Source organism: Cyanobacterium sp. IPPAS B-1200 (genome assembly GCF_001747005.2).
GTDB lineage: Bacteria > Cyanobacteriota > Cyanobacteriia > Cyanobacteriales > Cyanobacteriaceae > Cyanobacterium.
The window spans coordinates 710,733-736,709 of sequence record NZ_CP182899.1 but is presented as its reverse complement, the minus strand read 5'-3'; the positions used below and the strand labels follow the sequence as shown (position 1 = coordinate 736,709).

Genomic DNA, 25,977 nt, shown 5'->3' with positions numbered 1-25,977 from the left:
ATTTTTTTTATTGTTGAGGTTTTCATGAGAAGTAAGCATAATGCTGTTCGTAAAAAACAAAGGATAAGACAACAAAAGCGAAAGAAAAAGAATCGTTTTTTTCTATTTTTAACTCTGGTGGGTTTTCTTCTTTTTAATCACTATGGAAATCCTCAGTGGCGATCGCACTTTGAAGATAAATTAACCTATGAAAATATAGTTAGTTTTATTAATAGTTTCAATTTTAGAATCACATCTTTAAAATCATTAACCCAAGAATTTATTACAGAGTTTAATGGCCCCGTGGTTAAGGGGGATGTAAACAGTCTTGATAAAAATCGTTTTGCGGAAATAGATGCCAAGGCTTTACAGGTTGAATATTCAGGGAATTCTACCTCAGAATTAGCTAATCTTTTGAGTCAATATGCCACTACAGAGGAGGAAAAAGCAAGGATAATTTATACTTGGATTACCCATAATATTGCTTATGATGTAGTGTCTTTAAATACTTTTATGAACTACAACATTTATCCAGATGTTAGTGTTAAAACAGTTTTAAATACCCGTCAAACTATCTGCTCTGGTTATGCTAACTTGTATCAACAGTTAGCTAAAAATATGGGTTTAAAATCAGTTATTATTATTGGTTATGCAAAGGGTGTAGATTATGCTGTTGGTAATGATAATAATGTCAATCATGCTTGGAATGGAGTGCAAATTGAGGGAAAATGGTTTTTGTTAGATTCCACTTGGGGTGCTGGAACTATTAATGAAAATCGTTTTGAGAAGAATTTTAATGATTTTTATTTCTCAATTAATCCTGCTAATTTTATTTATACTCACTTTCCTGAAAATAATAAATGGCAGTTATTAGATCAACCTTACACTAGGGATAAGTTTGATAATTTGCCTACAATTTCTCATCAATTTTTTACAGGTAATTTTGAATTAATTAGTCATACAAATAAAAAAATTATAACTAATAATATAGTTGATATTATTTTAAAAGCTCCTCGAAATTTAGTTGCGATCGCATCTTTACAACAGAATGAGCAAGAAGTAGAAGGACAACATACATTTGTGCAAAGACAAGGAGAATTTATTAATATAAAAGTCTCATTTCCCCATAGAGATAATTACCAACTAAAGATTTTTGGAAAAGAGCAAAATGACGATAATAATTTTCCTTTTATTGTAGGTTATGATATTGTTGCCAATAATCAAATTAATCAACAATTTCCCTTTATATTTACTCATTTTTCTGAAAATAATGGCTACCTAGAATCACCTTTTAATGGTCAATTAAATCCTAATCAAAATAACTATTTTAAATTAAGGGTTGATAATGCCACCGATGTCAGAGTTTTTGATCAGTCCTCTAACAATTGGACTACTTTAACCCGTTATGGCAACCTCTTCACTGGTAATGTAGCAGTTTCTCGGGGAGAAGTAATTGTTTATGCTCGGTTTCCAGGCGATCGCAATTTCTGGGGTTTATTGCGCTATAACCAATAAAAAGAAAATTTTTGAAAGATCAAAGTAGGATATATGTATCTAAATAGCTGAGTTTATAAGAGTGCAATGTTATCAGAGATCAAAAAAATAGCTACGGAAATCAGCCCAAGATTAATTGAAATTCGGCGCCATTTTCACGCCCATCCTGAGTTGAGTGGCAGGGAATATCAAACAGCGGCCTATGTGGCAGGGGTATTGTCTTCCTGTGGTTTGAAAGTAAAGGAGGGGGTGGGAAAAACGGGAGTAATTGGGGAGTTGGAGGGGAAGGAAAAATCCCGTGGTTATCTTGCTATTCGCACGGATATGGATGCTTTACCTATCCATGAAATGAGTCAGTTGGAATATGCTTCTCGCAATGCGGGAATTATGCACGCCTGTGGGCATGATTTACATACTACGGTGGGTTTAGGTACGGCGATGATTTTATCTCGTCTTAAAGATGAAATGAAAGGGAAAGTTCGTTTTTTGTTCCAACCTGCCGAAGAAATTGCTCAGGGAGCTTCTATGATGGTGGAAGATGGGGCGATGAAGGGCATTGATGCCATTTTTGGGGTTCATGTGTTTCCATCTATTCCTGCCCAAGTAATTGGGGTTAGATACGGGGCGCTGACTTCTGCCATGGATGATATTGAGATTACGATTCAGGGGGAGGCCGGTCATGGGGCGCGTCCTCATCAGGCTATTGATGCCATTTGGATTGCGGCGCAGGTGATTACTACTCTACAACAGGCTATTAGTCGCACTCAAAATCCCCTTGATCCTTTGGTTTTGACTATCGGACAGATTCAGGGGGGTAGGGCTGCTAATATTATCGCTGATCAGGTAAAAATGGTGGGTACGGTGCGATCGCTCAATCCCCAATTAAGGGAGGGTTTACCCCAATGGATTACTAATATAGTTAAGGGAGTTTGTGAGATGTATGGGGCAAAAGCGGAGGTTAATTATAAGTATTGTTTGCCCAGTGTACAAAATGACCCTGATTTAACCAAAATTCTTGAAAAGTCTGCCCTAGAAGCTTTTGGGGAGGATAAAGTTATGTCTATTCCTGAGCCTTCTTTGGGGGCGGAAGATTTTGCGGTTTATTTGGAACACGCCCCGGGTGCTATGTTTCGCTTGGGGGTAGGAAAAGAAGGACAACATAATTATCCTTTGCATCACCCCCGTTTTGTGTTGGATGAGTCTGCTATTTTTACGGGGGTGGTAACTATGGCTTACTCTGCTTATCAGTATTTAGAGCAGTTATGAGTTACTCCCTAAATCCTTCAATCCTGGGTAGGGTGATTCCAAATAGGTATCAAAATTGATTGCCCCTCACCCCCAACCCCTCTCCCAAAAGGCGAGGGGAGTTTAACCAAGTATTTCAACTTAATCCCTGATAACGCCTAACCTTTTTCGATGAATTATGAGTTACCGATGGCAAGTCCTAATACTAGCATTCCTAAGACGAGGAAGGGTTGCGCACTGGCTTGGTATTTGACATCATTTTCAAGAGGATTTCGCAAGAAGTACATATCTTGAAAGGTAATTTGAGGAATGATAAGAAGAAAGAGGATAGCTGCATAAAGGTTTTTATGGATGCTTACTAGATATAATCCCATTCCTGCTTGAAACACATCAATCATAATTACGCATATCCAAGCGGCGGTAGTAATACCAAACATCACGGGTAATGATTTTAAGCCTAAAGTGCGATCGCCCTCTACACTCTTAAAGTCATTAACCACGGCAATACCTAATCCTGCCATGCTATAAATGAGAGTTAAAACCACAATAGTCCAATTTAACTGCCCAAATAAAGCATGACCAGCCCACCAAGGAAGGGCGATATAACTAGAGCCGAGGGCATAGTTACCTAACCAGCCATTTTGTTTTAACTTCAGAGGAGGAGCCGAATAAATATAAGATACAAACGAGCCTCCTATAGCCAAACAAGTTAGTACAGGAAAATCATGACCAGCCCAAACATCCAAACCATAGGCGATCGCAATTCCCCCTATTAATAAAACGATAATTTGAGTAACCACTTGGGGAATGGTAATAGCCCCTGAAGGAATAGGACGATAAGGCTCATTGATAGCGTCAATGTCTCGATCATAAAAATCATTAATAGTCTGGGTATAACCCGTCAACATCGGACCAGACATAAACATACAAGCAAGGGCAATCAAGAAATGTTCCACACTCCACACATATCCCCCCGAAGAAGCGGCCCCACAAACAACTCCCCAAATAAGAGGAATCCAAGTAATGGGCTTCATCAACTGCAATCTTATCTGCCAAATATTTTTTGCCTGACTAGCTCCTTTCATGCCCAACATTTGACGGGCTTTTGAGCCTTTATCCTCTCGCTCTAAATCAACTTTTGTATAATCTTTATTTTCTGCTTCAGTCATAACCTTAATGAATAATTAATTTTTGCCTTAAGGAAATAGTAACCAAAACAGCCATTGTAATGGGGAAATAATCGATTTTTCATAAAAAAAAGCCCCCCAAATAATGGAAGACCGTTAATTAAACATATTTTCTCTCCTCAAAAACACTAACTTAGAGAACTATTACTGCGATCGTAATTACTAGCAAAACTAGACAAAGGAGCATTTTTGACCGTGTCGTAATACTCAGTATTACTAACATCCATACCAATCTCTGCCGCTACTCTACCCAACATGGATTGTTGACGGTTTCTCATCATCTTTTGGTGACGCATCATTAAAGCTCTGGATTGTTGTTTGGTATTCATAGCACTCTCCTTTAATCTCTACAGATTTTTTCCTTACACTTAGCATTTTAAATAAATTCTGTATAATTTGCTACAAAATAACCCGATTTTCAACAAAAGTTAACAATAAATAATCAATAACTCAATTATTCATTGTTAAATATTCCTAATCACTAAAACGAGGAGTCATGCAGTAAGGACAATCCATCCACTCCTGTTGCAATTCCGCTCCACAAGTTTGACAGGTAAGAGAACTTTTCCGCTTCGATTTTAACTCAGACTCTAACCCAGAATCAGTAAATGTAACCCTTTCTACTTCCTCTAGGGTGGTATGTCCTTGTCTTACTAAATTAAGACTGTAGGCCAAAATGGTAGTCATACCTTCTTCCACCGCAGTTTCTTTAATTAAATCCGTGGTAGCCCCTTTATTGATTAGTTTTTGTAGAGTTTCGGTAATGACCATAAATTCATATACCCCAACCCTTCCTTTATATCCTGAACCACCACATTTACTACAGACAGTACCATTGTTCACCGCTTCTTGGAGAGTGTCTCCCGTCAAAGTTCTAGCTTTGTAGAAGGTTACAGATTGTTCCCCAGAGGCTGTTAAACCAAAACGAGATAATTCTTCCTTGTCAGGGGCATATTCTTCCCTACATTGGGTACATACCCGACGCATCAATCTTTGGGCTAGAACTCCTAATAGGGCTCCAGAAATCATGAAAGGTTCAACTCCCATTTCATCAAGACGGGCGATCGCCCCTGCCGCATCATTGGTGTGTAAAGTAGTTAAAACAAGGTGTCCTGTCAAGGCCGCCTCAATAGCCGTTTTAGCAGTTTCCACGTCCCTCGTCTCACCCACCAGAATAATGTCAGGATCTTGACGCATAAACGCCCGTAAAATGGAAGCAAAGTTCATGCCCTTTTCCCGAATTACCTGCACCTGAGTAATACCAGGTAACGCATATTCAATGGGATCTTCAGCGGTATTAATATTTACCCCCGGCTTATTTCTTTCTGCCAAAACAGAATAAAGAGTAGTAGATTTACCCGAACCCGTAGGCCCTGTTACCAAAATCAAGCCAAAAGGACGACTAGCAATTTCTCGAACCCTCAACAGGGTTTCCTCATCACTAATCAAGAAGTCTAACCCCAACTGAGTTGCCGAGTTATCCAAAATCCGTAAACAGACCTTTTCTCCATAACGGCTAGGAAGAGTATTTACCCTGAAATCCACATTACGCCCTTGATATACCCTACGGATCTTTCCATCTTGGGGCAAACGACGCTCGGCAATGTCTAACTCCGCCATAATTTTGAACCTTGCCACCACTGCTGTGGTGATGTGACGGGGCAAACGGAAAAACTCTTGCAATACCCCATCCTTACGCATTCTTACCCTCAAAAGCTCCTCTTGAGGCTCGATGTGAATGTCAGAAACGCTCTCCTGGAGAGCTTTAATCATCACCTTATTAACTAGCTTGATGATGGGAGCTTGATTAGCATCATTAGAACTTAAATCAGCATCATTACTCTCGTCCTTTCCTTCCTCTAAACTGTCATAGTTTAAATCATCAATGACATCATCAACATTAGCTAATTTTTCTTGGGCTTTCTTTGCCTGTAGAGCCTCTTCCTTTTGTCGTTTTTCGCTTTCTTCCTTATAGTATATTTGTATGAGGCGATCGTAATCCTCCTCCGTAATCACAATCCTTTGTAAATCCAATCCCTTAAGACGAATTAACTTGCGCACCTCATCCAAAGCTGCCAAGTTGTCAGGATCTACCATGGCAATCACCAACACAGGGGGATCTTCTGTATTGATACGGCGCACAGGCAACAACTTATGACGACGACATACCTTGATATTAATGACCGAGTCAATCAATTCCGTCATCTGATCCGAAGAAATTTCATCCGCATCAGGATCAACAGAATCAACCCCATAAAGTATTTTTAACTCAAAAAGATGGTGTTTTTTGTATTGTCTAACCAAATCAGGTGACAATGCCTTATGAGTCATACTCTCAAGCACTTTCACCAGAGGCTGTTTACTATTTCTCACCTCTACCAAAGCATTTTTAAGTTGGTCTTTGTCAATATATCCAGATTGAATTAACTTATTTCCGAAAGGACTAAAATAATCTGGACTTACGAGGGCGGTACTTAACTTTTCTAATTTTTTTCCAGAAGAAGAAACAGGGCTTTGAGTCATAATATTTTATGGCAATGGACGAGGAATCGATCGCACTTAGCTGATAACACTTCAATTGTACTAAATTATATAGAATCTGAAATCAAACCTGTGTTTTAATTTGTTAACAGAAAAAATATTTATAAAAAAAAATCAGGGAAATCTAAATAACATAGACCCCTGATTTTATCATCAAATATTCTTAAAAAAAATTAAGTTAACCAACCCTTTAATCTTCTCGCAACCTGTGGTCTTCTTAACTTACGCATCGCTTTAGTTTGAATTTGACGGACCCTTTCCCTCGATAAATCAAACATTTGTCCCACTTCCTCTAAGGTATGAGGCTTAGAATGAGACAAACCATAACGAAGAATTATAACTTCCTTTTCCCTGCCACTCAAAACATCATCCAACACAGAGACAATTTCCTGATTCATCATCGCCTCATTCATCTTCTCTTCAGGCAACAATAAATTGGTGTCTTCCAATAATTCGAGTAACTCGGTATCCTCCCCCTTACCCACACGATGATTAAGAGACAAAGATTGACGTTTCAACTGCAATAACTGATGCAACCCCTGTTCATTGATACCCATTTCCTCCGCCAACTCAATCTCCGTCGGATTCCGTTGCAAACTTTGTTTTAATTCCCGTTGAGCCTTTTTAAGTTTATTTAACTTCTCAACAATGTGAATCGGTAGTCTGATAGTACGAGAATCATTGGCGATTGTTCTAGTAATTGCTTGACGAATCCACCAATAAGCATAAGTAGAAAACTTATAACCCTTGTCTGGGTCAAATTTTTCCGCCGCCCGATTTAAACCAATAGCCCCTTCCTGAATCAAATCTAAAAAAGGCACACCCCTATTTAGATAACGTTTGGCAATAGATACCACCAAGCGTAAATTAGAACGAATCATTTTACGTTTGGCAACCCTGCCCTTATAAAGACGATTGTCCAATTGACGCTCTGTTTCTAAGCCCATGGCACGGGCTAATTCCATTTTGCTGGGGGTTTTTTGTAATTGATGATGTAATTTTTGTTGTTTTTCTTCACACTCTGTTAAAAACTTGACAGCCTGGGCGAGTTCTACTTCTTCGGTTGCCGTTAACAAAGGGTAACGAGCCATTTCTTTAAAAAATGCCCCGACGGAGTCTTCTGATTTACTGCGATTACTCCTTACCTTTTTTCCGTTTTGCTCTGTCTCTTCAGAATATTGAGCAATCACCTCGTCTAATTCTCCATCAATTTCGGCTTTGATTTTATCATTTTCCTTAGTGAGGGGACTGGTAAATTGGTTCATGTTGTTACTCCTCTTTTTAACGCACTTTTTATCCTGCCTAGGGACATAATTTAATAAATCATCTTTTTTTTACTTGTTTTGTTATGGTTAATACTAAATTCATGTAATGGGCAGCGGATAAATGTCTAAATCCTAATGTAGCTAATAAAACTCGTTTTTGACTATTAAAATAAGATTCTTTTTAGATTTTTTTTATATTTTGGTGTTGTAAACTACAAAATCATAATTTTTATTAAGAAAATTGACATTAATGGATAATACTGATAGACAAAATTGGAAAATAAACTGATCAATATTATTTCTAGCTTATCCAAAATAAAGTAATAAGGGTTAAATCACCTTCAAAATGGATAAGATCCTCTAGCCATCAAAAAATTAAAAAATACTTAAGTAATCAATAGCCCGAGACATTAGAATATATTTCATGGGAAGTATAACTATTTATTTTAGAGTCAAAAAATAATAAAAATGATCCCCGTGGGTAAAGAGTAAATTTTAAAGCCATAAGGGGCAATATGGTTAATATTCGATAAAAAAGTAAGTTAGTCAAATAGGGGCTAAATTGTCGGTTAAAATCTTTCTGATTTGAAGGTTTCAATGTAAACTCTGGTGAGTAATGATTAATAGTTACCGAGGAAATTCTGTGGGAATAACTTGTACTATCAAAGTCTCATTTTCTCTGTTAACAGTGATAGGAAGGGTTTCTCCAATGTTAGTTTGTTCTACCTGTTCTTGAACATCGGTAGTTTTGACGATTGGTTGCTCTCGAATTTGGATAATTAAATCTCCTGTTTTAAATCCAGCCTGTTGCGCGGGGGAGTTAGGCATTACCCTTAAAATTAATACCCCTTGTTTATCTTGATAAATGTCAGGAATGGAAAAATCATAATTATTGAAGGTGTAGGGGTTAAGTGTCACCATCTGAATCCCTAGGTAGGGATGTTCTGCTTTTCCTTTGGTGGCTAATTGTTGAGAAATGCGAGAAGCCGTTTCAATGGGGATGGCAAAACCTAACCCTTGGGCATTGGCTTTGATGGCTGTGTTGATACCGATAACTTCTCCCTCTATGTTTAATAGTGGTCCCCCTGAGTTGCCTGGGTTGATGGCGGCATCGGTTTGGATGAAACGAACTCTTTTATCTGGTACTCCTACTTCGTTGCTCGATCGCCCTGTAGCGCTTATAATACCTGCTGTGACAGTGTTATCTAGTCCTAGGGGGTTGCCAATGGCGATCGCCCATTCCCCCGTAATTAAATCTTGACTTCTACCCAACTTTACCACAGGCAAATCAGAAGCATTAATTTTTATCACCGCCACATCCGTCATGGTGTCAATGCCCAACACTTCCCCCTCAAAAAATCGACCATCCCGCAAAGAAACCGTTACCACATCAGAATTTTCAATCACATGGGCATTGGTAATAATTAAACCATCCTCTTGGATAATAAAACCCGAACCAGTGCCACTGTCCTCCCTCGGAGAGCTTGGCATAGAGCCAAAAAAGTCTTCGAGAGATGGATTTTGACTCACCTGTCGAGACGCATTAATTCTCACCACCGCAGGACCTACCTTTTCTACCGCTGCCGCAATAAAATTAAAATTACGATGATTCTCTATATCCTGCTCCCTATCTGGAGAGTCACTGAGGGGAATCGAATAATTTTCCGAAGAAACAGAAGGATTAATATAATCCTGAGAAGAGTAGTTAAATTGTCTGCCTCCCCATAAGCCGAAAGAAATACCAGCGACTAAAAACCCTGTAGAGATAGCGATTCTGGAAAATACTTTGCTCATCTTCGATTGCTTTTGATCTTAACCTTTAATCTAACACAATCTTTGGAGGCGATACAATCATTAGCAAACATCGAAAAACCTAACACCTAATACCTAACACCTAATTAGATAGAGACTTCACTTAACTCTCGGCTAAGATGATCAAAAGGTGCATCAATCAAAGAAGTATCTTCAATGCCAGAAGCAAAAGCCATGTCTTTGATCATGTCTTTCATGATTTGAATACCTCTGACGGTAGGACCAATGGGTACACCGAGGGAGTTATAAGTTTCTCTTAACCCTTGCAATACACGTTCGTCCAATACACTGGTATCCCCTGCAATGAGGGCATAACTGACATAACGTAAGTAGTAGTCCATATCCCGTAAACAAGCCGAATAACGGCGGGTGGTATAAGCATTGCCCCCAGCGCGAATAAGTTCGGGTACTTCTTCAAATAGTTGTTTTCCCGCATTTAAAACTAACTCAGGGGAGTTGGCATTAATAACATTGGCGATTTGAATTCTAGCAGTGCCAGATTGAAAGTAAGATTTTAAAGAATCAATGGCATCTCTATCAAGATAACGCCCTGATACATCATAGTTTTTTATTAAGCTAGTTACGGCATCGAGTAACATTTTTTTCTCCCAACAAATATTTTAATTTTTAACTATTAAAGAGTTATATTTTATTTTAATCTTGATCCTGACTGGCTCGTCAACATCATTAAGACTAATTATTTCATACTTTCCCTCGGGTTAAGTTTACCCTGTGGGTGCTGTGTCACAAAACCTGAGTGCGATTTCCAAGGGATCTGCTAAATTATCCCAAAAAATAGACTTAAAAAACAGATTTCGGGAAAACACTACAAATAACTTTCCCTAGGAAAACTATTTCTAGCTATACAATAGGAATCATAAACAGCGAGACTATTATCTTATTTCTACACCTAGATTGATAAGAAAAGTATCAAATCTTTACATATTTTCTAATTTTATGGCTATTGTTTCTTCACTCAAAAAATTAATTTCTACCCTAGCTTTATCCCTGATAGTAAGTTGGGGATTGTTTGTTTCTCCTTCTATGGCTTTGCCCACAGACATCAGCGCCGATAGCTTTGTGGCTCAGGCGGTAGAAAAAACGGGAGATGCGGTGGTGCGCATCGATACGGAAAAGGTGGTTAGTGGTGGTTTTGGTTTTGCTCCTTTTATGGATGATCCCATGTTAAGCCCGTTTTTTGGTAATGGTTTGTCAGGAAGAATGCCCCAAGAAAGAAAAGTGGCGGGGCAAGGTTCAGGATTTATTGTCGATAGTTCAGGTATTATTTTGACTAATGCTCATGTGGTCAGTGATGCGGATAAGGTGACTATTACTCTTAAAGATGGGCGCAAGTTTTCTGGGGAGGTGACAGGGACGGATCAAATTACTGATTTGGCGGTGTTAAAGGTGGATTCTCAGGGAGAACTTTTACCCGCCGCGGTGTTGGGAGATTCTGGAGCGGTAAAGGTGGGGGACTGGGCGATCGCCGTTGGCAACCCCGTAGGCTTAGACAATACAGTAACTCTAGGTATTATTAGCACCCTTCATCGCTCTTCTTCGGAGGTGGGTATTTCTGATAAAAGAATCGACTTTTTACAAACCGATGCAGCCATCAATCCTGGTAACTCAGGAGGCCCTTTGTTGAATGCTCAAGGGGAAGTAATCGGCATTAATACCGCTATTCGTGCCGATGCCATGGGAATTGGTTTTGCCATCCCCATCAACAAAGCGAAGGAAATTCAAAATACCCTTGCCATGGGTGGAGAAGTACCTCATCCCTATGTGGGTATTCAGATGGTCAATGTTACCCCTGATTTGGCGCGGGAAAACAATGAGAATCCTAATTCTGCTTTTATGATTCCTGAAGTAGAGGGGATTTTGGTGGTGCAGGTATTGTCTAATACCCCTGCATCGGAAGCGGGAATTCGTCGGGGAGATGTGGTGGTAAAAGTGAATAATAGCCCCATCGGTGATGCGGCAGAGCTGCAAAATTTGGTGGAAAAAACTGGGGTTGATAAAAATATCCGTTTTTCTGTGGTTAGGGGCGATCGCACTTTAGATCTTAATCTTAAAACTGCACAGTTAAGATAATTGATAATTGAGAATGGATAATTGATAATGAGTTTTTATGATTTAATATCTGAACCCTAACTCCTAATACTTAAACGATGGAAAAACCTTATCAAAAAATAGCGATTCAAGAGTGTGGAGAGGCATTAATCGCCATTCCTGAAGATTTATTTCTGGTGGAAAGTCCTCCACCTTACCAAAAATTAGGAGCTGATTATGGGGGCAAGTCTCCCTATTATTTACGTCAAAGTGTTGTTGATGGTTTAATTGTTGCCCAAGAAAAATTACAACGGTTGAAGCCCCAATGGCGATTAAAAATTTTTGATGCTTATCGCCCCATATTAGTACAACAGTTTATGGTGGATTACACTTTTAAACAGGTTTGCGACATGAAGGGTTTAAACCAACATCAGTTAAATTCTACCCAAGAAAAAGAAGTTTATGAGGAGGTATATAAAATTTGGGCGATACCTAGCCATAATCCTCTCACTCCTCCTCCCCATAGTACGGGGGCTGCGGTAGATTTAACTTTATTGGATGAAAAGGGGCAAGAGGTTGATATGGGAGGAGAAATTGATGAGTTGTCGGGGCGATCGCACCCTAATCATTATCAACATAGTTCAAACTCCCTTGAACAAGGGTATCACCGCCATCGACAAATACTTTTACAAGCCATGGAGGAGGGCGGTTTTCTCCGTCATCCTGGGGAGTGGTGGCATTTTTCCCAAGGGGATCAAATGTGGGCATGGTTACAAAATTCGGTTAATCCCTCCCTGAGGGCGATCGCAAAATATGGCAGTGTGGAGTAGGAAATCATTAAAACCCCTTGCCGATAAGTCTCTCACAGATAAATCAATTAGAAACTATCAAAACTAACTACTTCAGAGAAATCTAACTGTCCAGCACGAGGATTTGCCCCTTGAGTAGCCTTTCCAACCACAATCATAAAAGAAAGAATATAATCTTCGGGTAGGTTAATAATTTCTGCCACCTTCGTAGGGTCAAAACCAATCATAGGACAGGTATCATAACCCATTGCCTTCGCTGCCAACATGATATTTTGTCCAGCCATTCCAGAAGAACGCATCACCTCATCTCTTTGTAACTGAGGTTTATCATTATAAAAACCACCAATCATAGGCACAATCTGGTTTTGTACGGCTTCAGGGGTATTACGCCAATATCTCTGAGGATTTTTTTCAGAAGCCTTTAAATCTCCGCAAATGACAACCACAATGGAAGCATCACTGACTTGAGCTTGATTAAAAGAAACAGCTTTTAATTTGTCCTTAATTTCTTGATCTTTAACAACTACAAAACGCCAATTTTGCATATTAAAGGAGGTAGGAGAAAGCAAAGCCTGTTCCATTAGGGTATTGATTTCAGAGTCAGTCATTTTATGACTAGGATCATACTTTTTGATTGATCTTCTTTCTCTAATAGCTGTTAAAGTATCCATAAAATATTTTTTAGTTGATGATTTACTACTTAACATTACTTAATATAGCAAGTTATTCGATGGATAATTAAAAATAAAAAATTGAAAAGTAAGGCTAGGAACAGTAAATTATGAATGGATGTAAGTTTATTGGAGTATGATTTAATCTCAGAAACACCCAAGGAAATATATTTTTTTCATATTTTGATTTAGCTTTTCTATTCCTGTCAATTTTTTTCATATTCACTAATTATCAATTATTCATCATGGGTTGGTTAACTAAAACTTCTCTCACTGTCGCTTTTTTGTTTTTGCCTGAAATTGTCTCTCCTATGGTTAAAGATAGTTTCTGTGGTTTAAGGGCGATCGCAAATCAGGCTAGTAATTTCGGCAACCGTGGCAATAACGGCGTAACAGGGGCTGATGGCTCAAACGGTAGAAACAGCGAGAGCATTACTATTTTTGCCGACGGCTCACCTCTAAACCTTAATTTGGCAGGACAAAACGGCACCACAGGGCAAATTGGCACCAATGGCACTAGGGCATTATGCGAAAGCCAACCTAATAACCCCAGTCAAAACCTACAGGGTGCTAGGGGCGGTGATGGTGGAGATGGCGGTAATGGTGGCGATGGCGGTAACGGTGGAAATCTCACTATTTATGCTACCAATCGAGAAGATTTGAGACAGATTTCGGTAAATGCTTCCCCCGGGCAAGGAGGAGACGGCGGAGACGGTGGCCGTGGGGGGGATGGTTGCCAGTGTAGTCAATCATTTTGGACGGTGGAAAGTTGTACAGGTACTCCAGGGACTCCTAGTTATAGCTGTGGAACTCAAGAATTTCGTTGTACCAATGGTGATACGGGGCAGAATGGTCGCTCTGGGAGGGCTGGAAGGACTGGAAATCAGGGTAGTTTGACCTTAATTAATAGTAGTACCCCTTTACCTCCTGATCGTCTCAGTGCTTCTGTAACCATGGCAGAATTGAAGGATAGAGGTTTTAGTTTATCAAAAAACATTTGGGAAAATCGTACAGGGGCAGGAAATTTATTTGCTTCTGGTTCTATAATTGCTGATCAATATTTGGAATTGGTAGAAAGGGTAGAAAATTCCGTGGTAATGATTTGGAATGCCCCCCAACCTTTTGAGGATTTTGGCGATCGCACTGTAACCTTAAATTTACAAGATGATCGTACTGTCAACATAAATTTTCCCGATGACATCTGGTTACAAACCAATGTAGTACCAAAAAATCAAGTCACAGAAGTATTTGTTTTCAATGCCATCCGAGCTAGTGAAACCACCAGATTAGCAAGTGAAGGTATTTCAGGATTGGGTTTAGGAGTACAAATGGAAATAGTTGACCAAGCCCAAATTTCTGACATCATGAACACCAGCTTTAAAATTAGGTATAGCACATCTTCATCTTCTCGTAATATAAATCTGAGACAAAGAAGCGATTATACCCTGCGCTACGAAGGAGAAATACCAGCACAATTTGTTAATTATCAGAATAACCGATTTATTGTTAATATTGGTGAATTAGATATTGATCCTCGTCACCTACAGGCCGACACTTCTATCCAAATTGAACTAGAAATTACCCGCACCTTTGGGGAAAATCAGTCAACCCAAACCATTACCGAAAGAAGAGTCCTCGGCCCATTTCGCTAAATCTTCTGGACTGTTGCAATTATATAAAACCCTCTTATCTTTTACCTTAAGGGGGCTTACTTTTTCCTGTTTTAACCATCCCTGAAAGGACTTATTTCCCTCATTAATTGATTTTTTTAAGGATGGAAGACAACTATGGCGGTAAAAACCACATAAACACTCCCACCCTTTTTCATGGGGCGGTAACAAAGCAATTGTTTCGGGTGATACTGTGGATAATAGTTTTAACCATGATTTTATTTCTTGACTATGAAGGTAAATTAAATCACAGGGTAATAGTAAAACCCATTCAGTTTTGATGAAAGATAATCCATGGCAAAAAGCGATTAAAGGCCCTTGGTAGGGGTAAGATTCAATGATAAATTTAGTAGTATTCGGAAAAATAGACTGATATGGATGTTCTGAGGAGGTAATTATAAATACTTGATCACTTAATTCTGTAGCGATTTCGTAAGTTTTAGTCAACAAATATTGTCCATCAATAGTTATTAAAGCCTTATCGAAGCCCATACGGGAGCTTTTTCCCCCTGCTAAAATCAACACAGAAATCATATTATTTAACTGACGTTACGCACTCATTTATAAGTTAGGTTTTATCTGTAAATTTTAACAAGGGGCTTAAGCCCCTTGCCCAACTCCTAGCCCCTGCCCCAACACGTGTATGAACATAGGGTGAACATCCAACGCTTTTACTACCTCAAAATGATTAATTATATTTTTGCGTAACATCAGTTATTTAAAATCTTTGGTACAAACAATGTTGGATAAATTAAAGTTTAATTATCAAGTAATTATCCATTTTTGATTAATAAAAATATGGCTAGTAGGATTAGGATTGACCAAAATAAAGCATCTTTCGTGCAGAGTTTAATTTTAAATAGTGATAACCCAGAGGGGATATTTGAAACCTATGCTGATATTGTGGCATTTGCTGCGGCGGTGGGTAAAAAATATGATTATCGTTCACCCCTTGAACATATAGCCCAAGAGCCTTCCCCTATTAGTTATGATGTTTTCATGTCCCGTGGTTATGATTTATTAATTAATGTTTTGGCAATCACCGCCATGGGTAATTTAGATGTATTTTCGGAGAATGGGGGGCATGAGGATAAGATAAATATTTTTGAACAATATGCCAATGGCGGTTTATCTTATTTACAAGAACAGTTAACAGGGGCGATCGATTATCAGGAAAGACTTTTGCTGCTTTTGAATAAAGAAAGACACAATACAAATCCTACCCAAGAGTTTGATTTAAGTCGTTTTTTGTAACATTCCTTTAGGCGAATTGTTGGCTGAGGGCAACGGGGTTATGGACGGTGATTTTCTTCTTGGTAATGGAAATCATGCCATCTTGGCGGAGTTCTCCTAATAGTCTGGTAACGGTTACACGGGTTGAACCGATCGCCTCTGCGATCGCCTGATGGGACAATTTAAGATCAATAGTAATACCATTTAGGCTAGGAATACCAAAATCACGACAGAGAATCAAAAGAAAACTGACCAAACGGGAAGCCATATCACGGTGGGCAAGGGTTTCAATCATCATTTCTGTTTGCAAAATACGGGAAGACAAACCCTGCAACATCAGACGAGATAACTCAGGATTTTCCTTTAAAGAACGTTGGAAATGCTCAATGGGAGCGGATAATAATTCCACAGGGGTAAAAGCTACAGCATGGTAAAAGCGATCGCTCTTTTGCCCCGTAATCAAAGATAAAACCCCAAAAACACTATTTTCCCTCAAAAGAGCCACAGTAATCTCCTCTCCAGCCTCATAGAGACGAGATAACTTCACCGCCCCCTTAACTAAAAAATAGACCCTTTCCGCAGGATCTCCAGGAAAAAAAATAGTTTTACCCCGTTCAAACTTTTCCATCACAGGGGTGTACATTCCCCCTCCTATTTGACGAAATACCGAGGCGAGGGGTTGCTCTTGAGTAGGTATTGGTTGCATAGACAGTAGTTAATATTTAATAATTGATCGTGCAAATGACGCTTTCTATAAGAAAATAGCTTAAGTGTAAACTAGATAACCATTTTATCGTTTAATCGCTTTAACAGACCATTGTCTTTTATTTCAACCAATAAAATTTATTAATTATGTTAGATTTAACAGGAAAAAACGCCCTCATTACAGGTATTGCCAACAATCGCTCCATTGCATGGGGTATTGCTCAACAATTACACAAAGCAGGGGCAAACATCGGCGTTACCTACTTACCTGATGAAAAAGGACGTTTTCAAAAAAAAGTAGGAGAATTAGTAGAACCCCTTAATCCCAGTGTTTTCTTACCTTGTAATGTCCAAGACGACGCTCAAATTGAAGAAACTTTTAACGCAATCAAAGAGAAATGGGGCAAAATTGACATTCTCATTCACTGTTTAGCCTTCGCCCAAAAAGATGACTTAACGGGTGATTTTAGCAACACTTCCCGTGATGGTTTTAAAACTGCCCTTGATATTAGTGCTTACTCCCTAACCAGTCTTGCCCAAGCTGCCAAGCCATTATTAACCGATGGGGCAAGTATTGTTACCCTTACCTATCTTGGTGGTGTAAAAGTAATCCCTAATTACAACGTGATGGGTATTGCCAAATCTGCCCTAGAAATGAGTGTGCGTTATTTAGCTGCCGAATTAGGTTCCCAAAATGTGAGAGTTAATGCTATTTCCGCCGGGCCTATTCGTACCCTTGCATCTTCTGCGGTAGGGGGTATCCTCGATATGATTCACCATGTAGAAGCCACTGCCCCCCTCAAGCGCACGGTTACTCAAACGGAGGTAGGTAATGCGGCCGCTTTCCTTTGTAGTGATTTATCCAGTGGTATTACTGGGCAGGTTATCTATGTGGATGCTGGTTATGAAATTATGGGCATGAGTCAAGGGTAAGTCTTTTTATTCTTAATTCTTGTTCGTAACTGTCCCTCTTCCTTTTGGGTGGGGGGCTTTTTTTATCGAAAAAATTCGGTCAAAATTTTAGTTAAATTAACTGCAGTGCATGGTTTTGGGATTGCTTTTTGTTGCATGACGGCACAAAAAAGAAAAAGACAAGTCACAATGGAAGGGTAGAAATATTTTATTGCGGTATTTTTTTCGGAGGCAGATTGATGAATAATGTTCCCACCAGTTATCTATTTTGGTTATTTTGGTTAGCTGGTTTTGCTGGAATACATCGTATTTATAATAAAAAGTACGTCAGTGGACTATTTTGGCTATGTACTTTTGGGGTTTTTGGCATCGGACAAATATTAGATCTTTTTTTGATGTCTGATATGGTGGAGGAGCATAATTGGAAAATGCAAAGAAGATTAGGGATGAGTCCTGAAGAAAAATATTTGGCGGGAGGGTTTCATGCACCTAATCAAATTTATACTCCTTCGACACATCCTCCCGTGATGGAGGTTAATCTACAAAAACCATTGCAGGACAAGAATAAACCTCTATCTAATGAGGAGATTATGGTTAAGTTAGCGCAGACGGCTAGTAATCATAATGGTAGATTGTCAGTGACTAGGGCGGTGGTTGATACGGGTTTAACTTTTGAGCAGGTGGAAAGGGGTTTACAGATAATGTCGGAAAAGGGTTATGTGGTTATTAATAATGATCCTGTAAAGGGTCATATTGTCTATGATTTTATGGATATTTGTTAGGTATCTCCGTTAAGGTTAAATACTTTTCCATTCATTAATACTCTGGTGATACCTTTGGATTTGAGACAGGATGCTGTTTTTTCAATGATTCTGGTATCGGGTAGTTTGATTACTTTGCCACGGCGATCGCAAAATCTTTTGGCTACTCGATGATTTTCAAAAATGGGTAGGGTTTTTTGATTACTTTCCTCTTGGGGGATGTTTCCAAGTTCGGCAAAATCTTTGAGAGGACGTGTCATAAGTTCGGCGGTGCGATCGATGGCTAAATAACAGTTACGATTAAATTTAGCTTGGGAAAGAGGTCTTACAATCAATTCTTGAATGTCGATTTGTATTTCTTTGTTATCATCTTCGTCATCAAAATCATCATCATCATCTTCGTCATCGTCTTCATCTTCAACGATTTCTTCCCCAAACATTTCTTTGACGGTGTTAACAGATTCTAAGTTTTTCTGATTTTCCTCTTCCTCGTCGTCGTCAATGTCTTCGTTTTCAGGTTCTGGGGGGGTAGTATCAATGACTTTTTTACTTTTTAAAATTGGTCTTTCGACTTTTTCGGCAGGGGAATTTTCTGCCACAGGGGTAGGGGTTTCTTGAGGTGAATTTTCCTCGGTGTCTTCTGATTCTTCTACTGTTTCGGTGGCTGAATTTTTTACCACAGGGGTAGGGGTTTCGTGAGGTGAATTTTCCTCGATGTCTTCTGATTCTTCTACTGTTTCGGTGGGAGGATTTTCGGCTACGGGGATAGAGATTTCTGGGGGTTTATTTTCTTCTGTTTGTTCTAATTCTTCTGTGATAGAGGGTTTAGATTTTTTGGGGGTTGGTTTTTCTGATGGCTCAGATTGAGATTGAGTTTTTTTCTTTTTGGAGTTGCTACGGGCAAGGCGTTTTTGTTGAATGAGGGAGTCATATTCTTCTTGAGAAAGACTCATTTTTAGGAAACGGCTGACAGTAGAATTACTTACTCCATAGCGATCTGCAAGGGTGGATGATGTTGCATCTGTGCTACGATATAAATCTAATATCTCTGTGCGATCGCCTTCAGATAGTTTTCTGGGACTCATAATGCCAACCCTAGGTATTTTGTAAAACTTACTCTAATTCACTGCCTTTAATAATTTGACCTATCAATGGCTAGTTTGTCAAGAATAGCTGATTTTTGCTGTTAATAGTGATCAATTTGAGATAACTTTTTCATCAATGACCTAAATAATTTCAATATTTTAACCATGACTATATTATATTTCTTGGGTCATAATTAGTTGTCTCCCTTTTGGGAGAAAAAATATATTCAAAAATAAGTCTTTCCTTATGTCTATCTTACAAACCACAAAAGCGATTTTAGTTTTAGCTGACGGCACATCCTACACAGGCTATTCTTTTGGAGCAAAGGGAACTACCTTTGGGGAAGTGGTGTTTAATACGGGTATGACTGGTTATCAGGAAGTATTAACAGATCCTAGTTACTCTGGACAAATTGTTAGTTTTACTTATCCTGAGTTGGGTAATACGGGAGTTAATCCAGAGGATGAAGAATCCTATAAACCCCATGTCAAAGGTGCGATCGCCCGTAACATCAGTAAACGTCCTAGTAATTGGCGCTCTACGGAGTCTTTGCAGGACTATCTAACTCGTCATAAGGTAATTGGTATTTACGGCATCGATACCCGTGACTTAACCCGTCGTTTACGTTCCTCTGGGGCGATGAATGGGGCTATCTCCACAGAAATCCTAGAGCCTGATGAACTATTAATGGAACTGCAAAGCGTACCCTCCATGGCTGGTTTAAACCTCGTTAAAGAGATTTCTACCAAAGAAGTTTATGAATGGGCAGAAGCCACAGATAAGGAATGGGAATTTAGTCACCGTACCAATTTAAGTGATGGGGAAGTATTCACCGTTGTGGCGGTGGATTTTGGCGTAAAACGTAATATTCTGCGTCGTCTAGCTAGTTACGGGTGTAAGGTAATCGTAGTTCCTGCCAATACAAGCCCAGAGGATATTTTAAAATATAATCCCGATGGTATCTTCTTGTCCAATGGTCCAGGAGATCCATCCGCCGTTGCCGAAGGTATTGCCACTGCTAAGACTTTACTCGAAGCTCAAAAACCTACCTTTGGTATCTGTATGGGGCATCAAATCCTTGGGCTTTCTTTGGGGGCAGAAACCTTCAAATTAAAATTTGGTCATCGTGGTTTAAATCAACCCGCAGGATTGAGTCAGAAAGTAGAAATCACTAGCCAAAACCATGGATTTGCCGTTACCGAGGAATCTTTGGGCGCTGATATAGAAATTACTCACCTCAATTTAAACGATCGCACCGTAGCAGGTTTGAAACATAAAACTTTACCTTTCTTCTCGGTACAGTACCACCCCGAAGCCAGTCCTGGCCCCCACGATGCTGACTATCTTTTTGAGCAGTTTGTGAAACTAATGCGAGATCATAAAAAATAAGAACCGTTAAGACTTTGTGCCCACGTTATTTAGGAAGACAGTTCACCAAAACTAAGTCTTATCTCGTTGATGCCAGAGATGCAAATGCGGCAATTAATATCCGAAATTAAGGATAATGAATAAGATTGACTCAGTTTACTTACAATCTCTGGAAACCATTTCCAGAGAAACTTTCTCCCCTCTAAAACAGGACATAAAGTCTGTCACTAAATTTGTAAGACATAATAGTAAAAGATTTTAAAAATTTACTACTACGTTAGTTTTTGACAAGTCCATACCACATCATCTGTCGTGTGGGATAGTCTATTAGTTATTTATATTCTCGATTTCTCCTAACCTTAACTTTTTCCATGCCAATTTATTATTATTGGGGCGAAGATGATTTTGCCTTGAATCGGGCGATCGCCCTTATAAAAGAAGATAAAATAGATCCAAACTGGGTACAGTTTAACTATGAACAAATAAATGGTGACAAAGAAGACAATATCAGACAAGCCTTGATGGAAGTGATGACTCCTCCCTTCGGTAATGGCGATCGCTTTGTATGGCTAAATAATACAACCATATGCCAAAGCTGTAGCGATGAATTACTCTCATTACTCAAAAACACCCTGCCACAGATACCAGAAAACAGTCACCTACTCCTCACCAGTCGCAAAAAACCCGATGCCCGCATCAAAAGCACCAAATTAATCAATAAATATACTCAGATAAAAGAATTTTCTCTTATCCCCATCTGGCAAACCGATACTCTCATCAAAAGAGTAGAAGAAACAGCCCAAGAAAAAAATATTAAACTAAGCCCCTCCGCCATTAAAACCCTAGCCACCTGTGTAGGTAACGACACTCGCCTATTGTGGCAAGAATTAGACAAACTCGCCCTCTATCAAGGAGATAACCCCCAACCCATCACCCAAGAAACTGTTTTTGCCCTTGTCAACGTCAGTAACCAAAACAGTCTCCAACTAGCCCAAGCAATTCTGAAACAAGACACAGGCAAAGCCCTCCAATTAACCCAAGAATTGATTAATTTAAATGAACCAGCCCTCAGAATAGTTGCTACCCTAGTAGGACAATTTCGCACTTGGGCAATGGTAAAAACGGTCATCGAATCAGGGGAAAAAGACGAAAAAAAAATCGCCACCCAAGCCGATGTTAGTAACCCCAAAAGAATTTATTTTCTCAGAAAAGAAGTTAGTAATATTTCGGCCCACAAACTGCAATCATCCCTTCCCATCCTCCTCGATTTAGAATTAGGTTTAAAAAGAGGGGAAAATCCTTTAAATGCCCTACAAAAAGCCATCATTCAGTTGAGTAACTTAAAGTAGCCCAATAACTAAGTGCTTTCTCAAAAGTCCATGGGTTCTGAGAAATATGGTAAAGTTATGTTAAGAAGACTATCCATTAACCGAGCTTTTCTCTATGCTATACCGTAGATTTGGTAGAACAGAATTACAAATGCCCGTATTCTCCTGCGGAGGAATGCGCTACCAATACAAGTGGCAAGATGTACCTTTCAAAGACATACCCCAAGACAATCAAGATAACTTAGAAGCGGTTATTAAACGCAGTATAGCCCTTGGGATAAATCATATCGAAACCGCAAGGGGTTATGGCTCATCAGAAATGCAGTTAGGGCGTATTTTGCCCCAATTTCCCAGAGAAGAATTAATAATTCAAACCAAAGTTTCTCCCCATAGCGATAGCCGTAAGTTTAGGGAAAATTTTGATAAATCCTTGGCATATCTCCAACTAGACTATGTAGATTTATTAGGTATCCATGGAATTAATACTCCCGAATTGCTAGAAATGAGTATTAAAAAAGGGGGATGCCTTGACGAGGTGCGAAAACTACAGGCAGAAGGTAAGGTAAAGTATGTGGGATTTTCTACCCATGGGGATACCTCAGTAATTATCGATACTATCAAAACTAATGAGTTTGACTATGTAAATTTACACTGGTATTGGATTAATCAAGAAAATTGGCCAGCCATCGTAGAAGCTAATAAACTCGATATGGGAGTATTTATTATTAGTCCTTCCAATAAAGGTGGTTTACTATATCAACCCTCCCCCAAATTAGTAGAATTGTGTCAGCCCCTTAGCCCCATAGTATTTAATAATTTATTTTGTCTTTCTCATCCCCAAGTACATACCCTTAGTTTAGGGGCAGCAAAACCAGAGGATTTTGATGAGCATCTCAAGACTTTACCTTTATTAGAAAAAGCAGGGGAGTTGTTACCTTCCATCATTGAAAGATTAGAAAATGAGGCGAAAAAAGTTTTAGGGGAAAAGTGGTTAAAGACATGGCGCCGAGGTTTGCCTAGTTATAAGGAAACCCCTGGGAATATTAATATATCTACAATTTTATGGTTACGTAATCTCGCTCTTGCTTATGATATGGTGGAGTACGGCAAAATGCGTTATAACCTTTTGGGTAATGGGGGGCATTGGTTTCCTGGGCAAAAAGCAGATAAGTTACAGGATTTGGATTTAACTTCTTGTTTACAAAAAAGCCCCCATGGTGAGGATATTCCCCATTTTCTGGCGGAAGCAGAAGCTTTGTTAGGGGGGCAAGAGGTTAAGCGGTTATCCCAAAAATAACTTGACTTGGTCAAAACTCGAAAACTAGCTAATTCAATTAGCGATAGTGAATAGACTTTTTTTAGACAATGGCTAGAATCTTTTGGGTTATAGATACGGAAAAGCAACTGTATTAATACACTCTTGTAATACTAGCCAAAATTGTTCTAATTGTGGTCAAAAAGTGTAAAAATCTCTATTAGGAATCATCTATTTCCTCACTGTAGGCATAGTCTCAATTAGCATCTAATTACACTTTATATAAAAGATTAAAAACAGGACAAGGATTAGAATCACTTAAACTGGCTATATCATTATTATCTTGGAAAAAAGACCAAGAGAAGGGAGCTTTTTTCTCCGCTGACATCCATAATAATTGTTTGGCTCTTGTCATGGCAACATATAAAAGACGATATTCTTCATACTCCTTCAGTTTTTGTGCTTCTATCCATGCTTCATCAATGGATAAATATTTAGTTATTTTATTACTCAATTTTTCCTGATGAATTAAATATCTTAATTGACCTTTTGCTACTTCCGATAAATCAAAATTTCCTAAAAATTGAATATTTTTTGGCACATAAGAACTACCTGGAATAATATTGTCATTTATGAATGGTAAAAAGACATAATCCCAGTCTAATCCCTTGGACTTGTGCATCGTCATAATAGTCACTTGCCCACATTTTTTATAAATATTTTCAGAATTATCTTCATCCGTAAAAGTTTCTACTGCCTCGAATTTTTCAGAATTTATTAATTCTTGAAGGCTACTAATAATAGTTTTTAAGGAACTGCGTCCCACTGTTTCTTTATCAATTTTTTCGCTAAGTTTATGGGTTGTAGCTAATTCTCTTTGATTGTAGTTAAGGATCATGGCAAGATAAGTAATTAGTTGATAATGGACTAATTCTATTTTTGCGGTGAGTAAATTTAGAATAATTTTTCTTGTGTTTTCTAAGTTTGGATTATCTTGTTTTTCTAGTTCGGTGGGATACAAAAATCGTTCTGGGTAGTCAATGTTAATTGATGATATTGCTATATTTATTAATTGTCTTTTTTGCAGTATTTCAAGGACATTTTTAAAATATTCTGGAGAATGGGGACGATCAATAAATTGTAATAATTTTAAAACTTCTTTGGGTAATTCGGAAATGTTATTTTTACCGTCAATAAAATTCACATTTATACCAAAATTGTCTTCTAAATATTCAAGGTGAGATTCTATAAATTTACCTTGACTTTTTTCCCTCACTAAAATAGCTAGATTTTGATTTTTTCTGGCTTCTTCAGTGGCAAAAAGCACTTCAATTTTTTTCCCTAGGGCTTTGACTGTTTGATAAATATTATCAAATTTACATAATTCTAATCCTTTACCAAAAGGGACTGGATTAACATTTGTTTGATTTATTTTCTTTGTTACGGGTTGAATATATTGTTCCCGAAATGGTAGCTCTATGGAGTGAGTATAATTCGGGTTTTTGTCTTGAAATTTAAGAGTTTTATCAATGGATTTTTGGTTGATAAAGTCCAGAGTTTGATTTGCCCCGTCAATAATAATTTGGGTGCTTCTTCCTGCTTGGGCAATGGTAGCAAGGCTATTTTTTTGGGAACAAAGGTCACAAAACCAGTTAAAATAAACAGGGTCAGCAGATGTGAATGTGGAGTTAATCGCTTGGTTGGGATCTCCTACTCTGACTAAATTAGGCTCTAGGTGTGGGTTTTGGTCATCTTTGGCAAGGATTTCTAATAATTCTACTTGTAGGGGGCTAGAATCTTGGGCTTCGTCTTCAAAGACGGCATGGGTTTGCTGTTGCCATACTTTTCTGGCATCGTCATTCTGTAAAACTTTCAGCGCCCCTAGTACCATATCATCATAGTCGATGAAGTTATTTTCAATCATCAATTGTTGATATATTTTATAAAGTCCAGAGGCGATCGCCATTATTTGGTATTCATCACGGGTATAATCAATATAATGGGCAAGACTGTGAGGACTTTTACCAGAACTTTTTGCTTCTCCTATAATATTGGTAGCAAATTTGGGCAATAATTCACCACGGATAATCCCTTCTCGGCGCATCCTTTCCGACTCCTCCCCATCAAAACCCTGTCTTCCCTCCACCAAAGTTTGATAAAGACTAGGATTTTCCTGAATCCATTGATTAACCGTACTTTTAATTAAACGATGGTTACGATTAAAAGAAACTAGGTTACTATGATTTAAATTGAGTCCTGATAACTCAGGGTATCGACTAGCAATATTTAGAGCTAAACTGTGAATAGTTTGTACCGAAAAACCCACGGGAGGCAACCCTAGATAATGCAAATTTTGTTCCACTTTTTGTTTAATACTAGCTGTAGCAGAGCGAGTATAGGTGACAATGATTAATTGACGACGCAGATTAAGTTTTTCCCTTGCAATGGTAGCCGCTGCCGCTACCGCTAAACTATGAGATTTTCCAGCGCCCGGCACCGCAGAAACCGCCATTTCTCCTTTTTGCCAACGCCCTAGAATATCTTGCCCTGGGCGTAGTTGTTTTATTAAATTTTCTAGTTTTTCTGCCATAAACCTTTTAGATAATT

Annotated in this window: 22 protein-coding genes and 1 pseudogene; 12 read left to right on the top strand and 11 right to left on the bottom strand. The window is 38.7% G+C overall.

All coding sequences use genetic code 11. The features are described from left to right. Positions 1-24: 24 nt before the first annotated feature. Entirely contained in the window at positions 25-1,494 is a 1,470-nt protein-coding gene (locus tag A5482_RS03295; protein ID WP_069791481.1) for a transglutaminase domain-containing protein, read from the top strand. Between the two features lie 66 nt (positions 1,495-1,560). After that, positions 1,561-2,739 carry a M20 family metallopeptidase gene (locus tag A5482_RS03290; protein ID WP_069791480.1) on the top strand — a complete coding sequence of 393 codons (1,179 nt, stop codon included), beginning with the start codon at positions 1,561-1,563 and terminating at the stop codon, positions 2,737-2,739. A 155-nt stretch (positions 2,740-2,894) separates the two neighbouring features. On the opposite strand, the gene chlG is transcribed toward A5482_RS03290, so the two are convergent. From chlG to apcB, 6 genes are all read right to left on the bottom strand, one after another. Next, complete coding sequence (chlG, locus tag A5482_RS03285) at positions 2,895-3,887, bottom strand: chlorophyll synthase ChlG (protein WP_069791479.1); 993 nt, start codon at positions 3,885-3,887, stop codon at positions 2,895-2,897. Between the two features lie 146 nt (positions 3,888-4,033). After that, the gene (locus A5482_RS03280; RefSeq protein ID WP_069791478.1) at positions 4,034-4,234 is read right to left on the bottom strand and encodes a hypothetical protein; all 201 of its coding nucleotides are present in this window, start codon (positions 4,232-4,234) and stop codon (positions 4,034-4,036) included. A 145-nt stretch (positions 4,235-4,379) separates the two neighbouring features. Continuing rightward, positions 4,380-6,428 (bottom strand): GspE/PulE family protein, encoded by a 2,049-nt coding sequence (locus tag A5482_RS03275; protein WP_069791477.1) that lies wholly within the window; start codon positions 6,426-6,428, stop codon positions 4,380-4,382. Between the two features lie 191 nt (positions 6,429-6,619). Further along, the gene (locus A5482_RS03270) at positions 6,620-7,711 is read right to left on the bottom strand and encodes an RNA polymerase sigma factor, RpoD/SigA family (RefSeq protein WP_069791476.1); all 1,092 of its coding nucleotides are present in this window, start codon (positions 7,709-7,711) and stop codon (positions 6,620-6,622) included. Positions 7,712-8,338: 627 nt separating this feature from the next. Next, positions 8,339-9,505 (bottom strand): HhoA/HhoB/HtrA family serine endopeptidase, encoded by a 1,167-nt coding sequence (locus A5482_RS03265; RefSeq protein WP_069791475.1) that lies wholly within the window; start codon positions 9,503-9,505, stop codon positions 8,339-8,341. A gap of 104 nt (positions 9,506-9,609) precedes the next feature. Then, a complete protein-coding gene (gene apcB / locus A5482_RS03260) occupies positions 9,610-10,122 on the bottom strand; it encodes an allophycocyanin subunit beta (RefSeq protein WP_069791474.1) in 513 nt (170 codons plus the stop codon). Positions 10,123-10,480: 358 nt separating this feature from the next. On the opposite strand from apcB, the gene A5482_RS03255 reads away from it, so the two are divergent. Continuing rightward, a complete protein-coding gene (locus A5482_RS03255) occupies positions 10,481-11,614 on the top strand; it encodes an HhoA/HhoB/HtrA family serine endopeptidase (RefSeq protein WP_069791473.1) in 1,134 nt (377 codons plus the stop codon). Positions 11,615-11,691: 77 nt separating this feature from the next. Continuing rightward, on the top strand, positions 11,692-12,402 hold the full coding sequence (locus A5482_RS03250) for a M15 family metallopeptidase (RefSeq protein WP_069791472.1): 711 nt from the start codon (positions 11,692-11,694) through the stop codon (positions 12,400-12,402). 47 nt (positions 12,403-12,449) lie between these two features. Here A5482_RS03250 and A5482_RS03245 read toward each other — a convergent pair whose 3' ends face one another. Further along, entirely contained in the window at positions 12,450-13,052 is a 603-nt protein-coding gene (locus A5482_RS03245) for a nitroreductase family protein (RefSeq protein ID WP_069791471.1), read from the bottom strand. A gap of 245 nt (positions 13,053-13,297) precedes the next feature. On the opposite strand from A5482_RS03245, the gene A5482_RS03240 reads away from it, so the two are divergent. Continuing rightward, complete coding sequence (locus A5482_RS03240) at positions 13,298-14,704, top strand: hypothetical protein (RefSeq protein WP_069791470.1); 1,407 nt, start codon at positions 13,298-13,300, stop codon at positions 14,702-14,704. Here the strand turns inward: A5482_RS03240 and A5482_RS03235 are convergent. Further along, positions 14,657-15,256: a molybdenum cofactor guanylyltransferase gene (locus A5482_RS03235; RefSeq protein ID WP_069791469.1), complete on the bottom strand. Its 600-nt coding sequence runs from the start codon at positions 15,254-15,256 to the stop codon at positions 14,657-14,659. The genes A5482_RS03240 and A5482_RS03235 overlap by 48 nt on opposite strands. A 264-nt stretch (positions 15,257-15,520) precedes the next feature. Here A5482_RS03235 and A5482_RS03230 point away from each other — a divergent pair, with 264 nt between their 5' ends. After that, positions 15,521-15,976: a DNA phosphorothioation-associated protein 4 gene (locus tag A5482_RS03230; RefSeq protein ID WP_069791468.1), complete on the top strand. Its 456-nt coding sequence runs from the start codon at positions 15,521-15,523 to the stop codon at positions 15,974-15,976. Positions 15,977-15,983: 7 nt separating this feature from the next. On the opposite strand, the gene ntcA is transcribed toward A5482_RS03230, so the two are convergent. Then, positions 15,984-16,661 (bottom strand): global nitrogen regulator NtcA, encoded by a 678-nt coding sequence (gene ntcA / locus A5482_RS03225; RefSeq protein WP_069791467.1) that lies wholly within the window; start codon positions 16,659-16,661, stop codon positions 15,984-15,986. Between the two features lie 146 nt (positions 16,662-16,807). On the opposite strand from ntcA, the gene fabI reads away from it, so the two are divergent. Further along, positions 16,808-17,593, top strand: a complete 786-nt coding sequence (gene fabI, locus A5482_RS03220) for an enoyl-ACP reductase FabI (RefSeq protein WP_069791466.1) — start codon at positions 16,808-16,810, stop codon at positions 17,591-17,593. A gap of 218 nt (positions 17,594-17,811) precedes the next feature. Further along, positions 17,812-18,354 carry a TM2 domain-containing protein gene (locus tag A5482_RS03215; RefSeq protein ID WP_069791465.1) on the top strand — a complete coding sequence of 181 codons (543 nt, stop codon included), beginning with the start codon at positions 17,812-17,814 and terminating at the stop codon, positions 18,352-18,354. On the opposite strand, the gene A5482_RS03210 is transcribed toward A5482_RS03215, so the two are convergent. Then, entirely contained in the window at positions 18,351-19,418 is a 1,068-nt protein-coding gene (locus A5482_RS03210; protein WP_446684804.1) for a hypothetical protein, read from the bottom strand. The genes A5482_RS03215 and A5482_RS03210 overlap by 4 nt on opposite strands. Before the next feature lie 247 nt (positions 19,419-19,665). Between A5482_RS03210 and carA the strand changes: the two genes are divergently transcribed. The 4 genes and pseudogenes from carA to A5482_RS03190 form a co-directional block, all read left to right on the top strand. Further along, entirely contained in the window at positions 19,666-20,808 is a 1,143-nt protein-coding gene (gene carA / locus A5482_RS03205) for a glutamine-hydrolyzing carbamoyl-phosphate synthase small subunit (RefSeq protein ID WP_069791462.1), read from the top strand. A gap of 350 nt (positions 20,809-21,158) precedes the next feature. Then, the gene (holA, locus tag A5482_RS03200) at positions 21,159-22,136 is read left to right on the top strand and encodes a DNA polymerase III subunit delta (protein WP_069791461.1); all 978 of its coding nucleotides are present in this window, start codon (positions 21,159-21,161) and stop codon (positions 22,134-22,136) included. Between the two features lie 94 nt (positions 22,137-22,230). Further along, a complete protein-coding gene (locus A5482_RS03195) occupies positions 22,231-23,412 on the top strand; it encodes an aldo/keto reductase (protein WP_069791460.1) in 1,182 nt (393 codons plus the stop codon). 6 nt (positions 23,413-23,418) lie between these two features. Further along, positions 23,419-23,616, top strand: a pseudogene (locus A5482_RS03190) (zinc ribbon domain-containing protein); the annotation flags it as partial. A gap of 25 nt (positions 23,617-23,641) precedes the next feature. Here A5482_RS03190 and A5482_RS03185 read toward each other — a convergent pair. Continuing rightward, the gene (locus tag A5482_RS03185; RefSeq protein ID WP_069791459.1) at positions 23,642-25,960 is read right to left on the bottom strand and encodes an ATP-dependent helicase; all 2,319 of its coding nucleotides are present in this window, start codon (positions 25,958-25,960) and stop codon (positions 23,642-23,644) included. Positions 25,961-25,977 lie beyond the last annotated feature (17 nt).

Bases quoted from the DNA above. Each gene is read 5' to 3' on its own strand.
- A5482_RS03295 (WP_069791481.1), top strand. From the start codon at position 25: ATGAGAAGTAAGCATAATGCTGTTCGTAAAAAACAAAGGATAAGACAA.
- carA (WP_069791462.1), top strand. From the start codon at position 19,666: ATGTCTATCTTACAAACCACAAAAGCGATTTTAGTTTTAGCTGACGGC.
- A5482_RS03255 (WP_069791473.1), top strand. From the start codon at position 10,481: ATGGCTATTGTTTCTTCACTCAAAAAATTAATTTCTACCCTAGCTTTA.
- A5482_RS03235 (WP_069791469.1), bottom strand. From the start codon at position 15,256: ATGATTTCTGTGTTGATTTTAGCAGGGGGAAAAAGCTCCCGTATGGGC.
- A5482_RS03240 (WP_069791470.1), top strand. From the start codon at position 13,298: ATGGGTTGGTTAACTAAAACTTCTCTCACTGTCGCTTTTTTGTTTTTG.
- A5482_RS03280 (WP_069791478.1), bottom strand. From the start codon at position 4,234: ATGAATACCAAACAACAATCCAGAGCTTTAATGATGCGTCACCAAAAG.
- A5482_RS03250 (WP_069791472.1), top strand. From the start codon at position 11,692: ATGGAAAAACCTTATCAAAAAATAGCGATTCAAGAGTGTGGAGAGGCA.
- ntcA (WP_069791467.1), bottom strand. From the start codon at position 16,661: ATGCAACCAATACCTACTCAAGAGCAACCCCTCGCCTCGGTATTTCGT.
- A5482_RS03275 (WP_069791477.1), bottom strand. From the start codon at position 6,428: ATGACTCAAAGCCCTGTTTCTTCTTCTGGAAAAAAATTAGAAAAGTTA.
- A5482_RS03185 (WP_069791459.1), bottom strand. From the start codon at position 25,960: ATGGCAGAAAAACTAGAAAATTTAATAAAACAACTACGCCCAGGGCAA.
- A5482_RS03230 (WP_069791468.1), top strand. From the start codon at position 15,521: ATGGCTAGTAGGATTAGGATTGACCAAAATAAAGCATCTTTCGTGCAG.
- holA (WP_069791461.1), top strand. From the start codon at position 21,159: ATGCCAATTTATTATTATTGGGGCGAAGATGATTTTGCCTTGAATCGG.
- A5482_RS03270 (WP_069791476.1), bottom strand. From the start codon at position 7,711: ATGAACCAATTTACCAGTCCCCTCACTAAGGAAAATGATAAAATCAAA.
- chlG (WP_069791479.1), bottom strand. From the start codon at position 3,887: ATGACTGAAGCAGAAAATAAAGATTATACAAAAGTTGATTTAGAGCGA.
- apcB (WP_069791474.1), bottom strand. From the start codon at position 10,122: ATGTTACTCGATGCCGTAACTAGCTTAATAAAAAACTATGATGTATCA.
- A5482_RS03290 (WP_069791480.1), top strand. From the start codon at position 1,561: ATGTTATCAGAGATCAAAAAAATAGCTACGGAAATCAGCCCAAGATTA.
- fabI (WP_069791466.1), top strand. From the start codon at position 16,808: ATGTTAGATTTAACAGGAAAAAACGCCCTCATTACAGGTATTGCCAAC.
- A5482_RS03245 (WP_069791471.1), bottom strand. From the start codon at position 13,052: ATGGATACTTTAACAGCTATTAGAGAAAGAAGATCAATCAAAAAGTAT.
- A5482_RS03215 (WP_069791465.1), top strand. From the start codon at position 17,812: ATGAATAATGTTCCCACCAGTTATCTATTTTGGTTATTTTGGTTAGCT.
- A5482_RS03210 (WP_446684804.1), bottom strand. From the start codon at position 19,418: ATGAGTCCCAGAAAACTATCTGAAGGCGATCGCACAGAGATATTAGAT.
- A5482_RS03265 (WP_069791475.1), bottom strand. From the start codon at position 9,505: ATGAGCAAAGTATTTTCCAGAATCGCTATCTCTACAGGGTTTTTAGTC.
- A5482_RS03195 (WP_069791460.1), top strand. From the start codon at position 22,231: ATGCTATACCGTAGATTTGGTAGAACAGAATTACAAATGCCCGTATTC.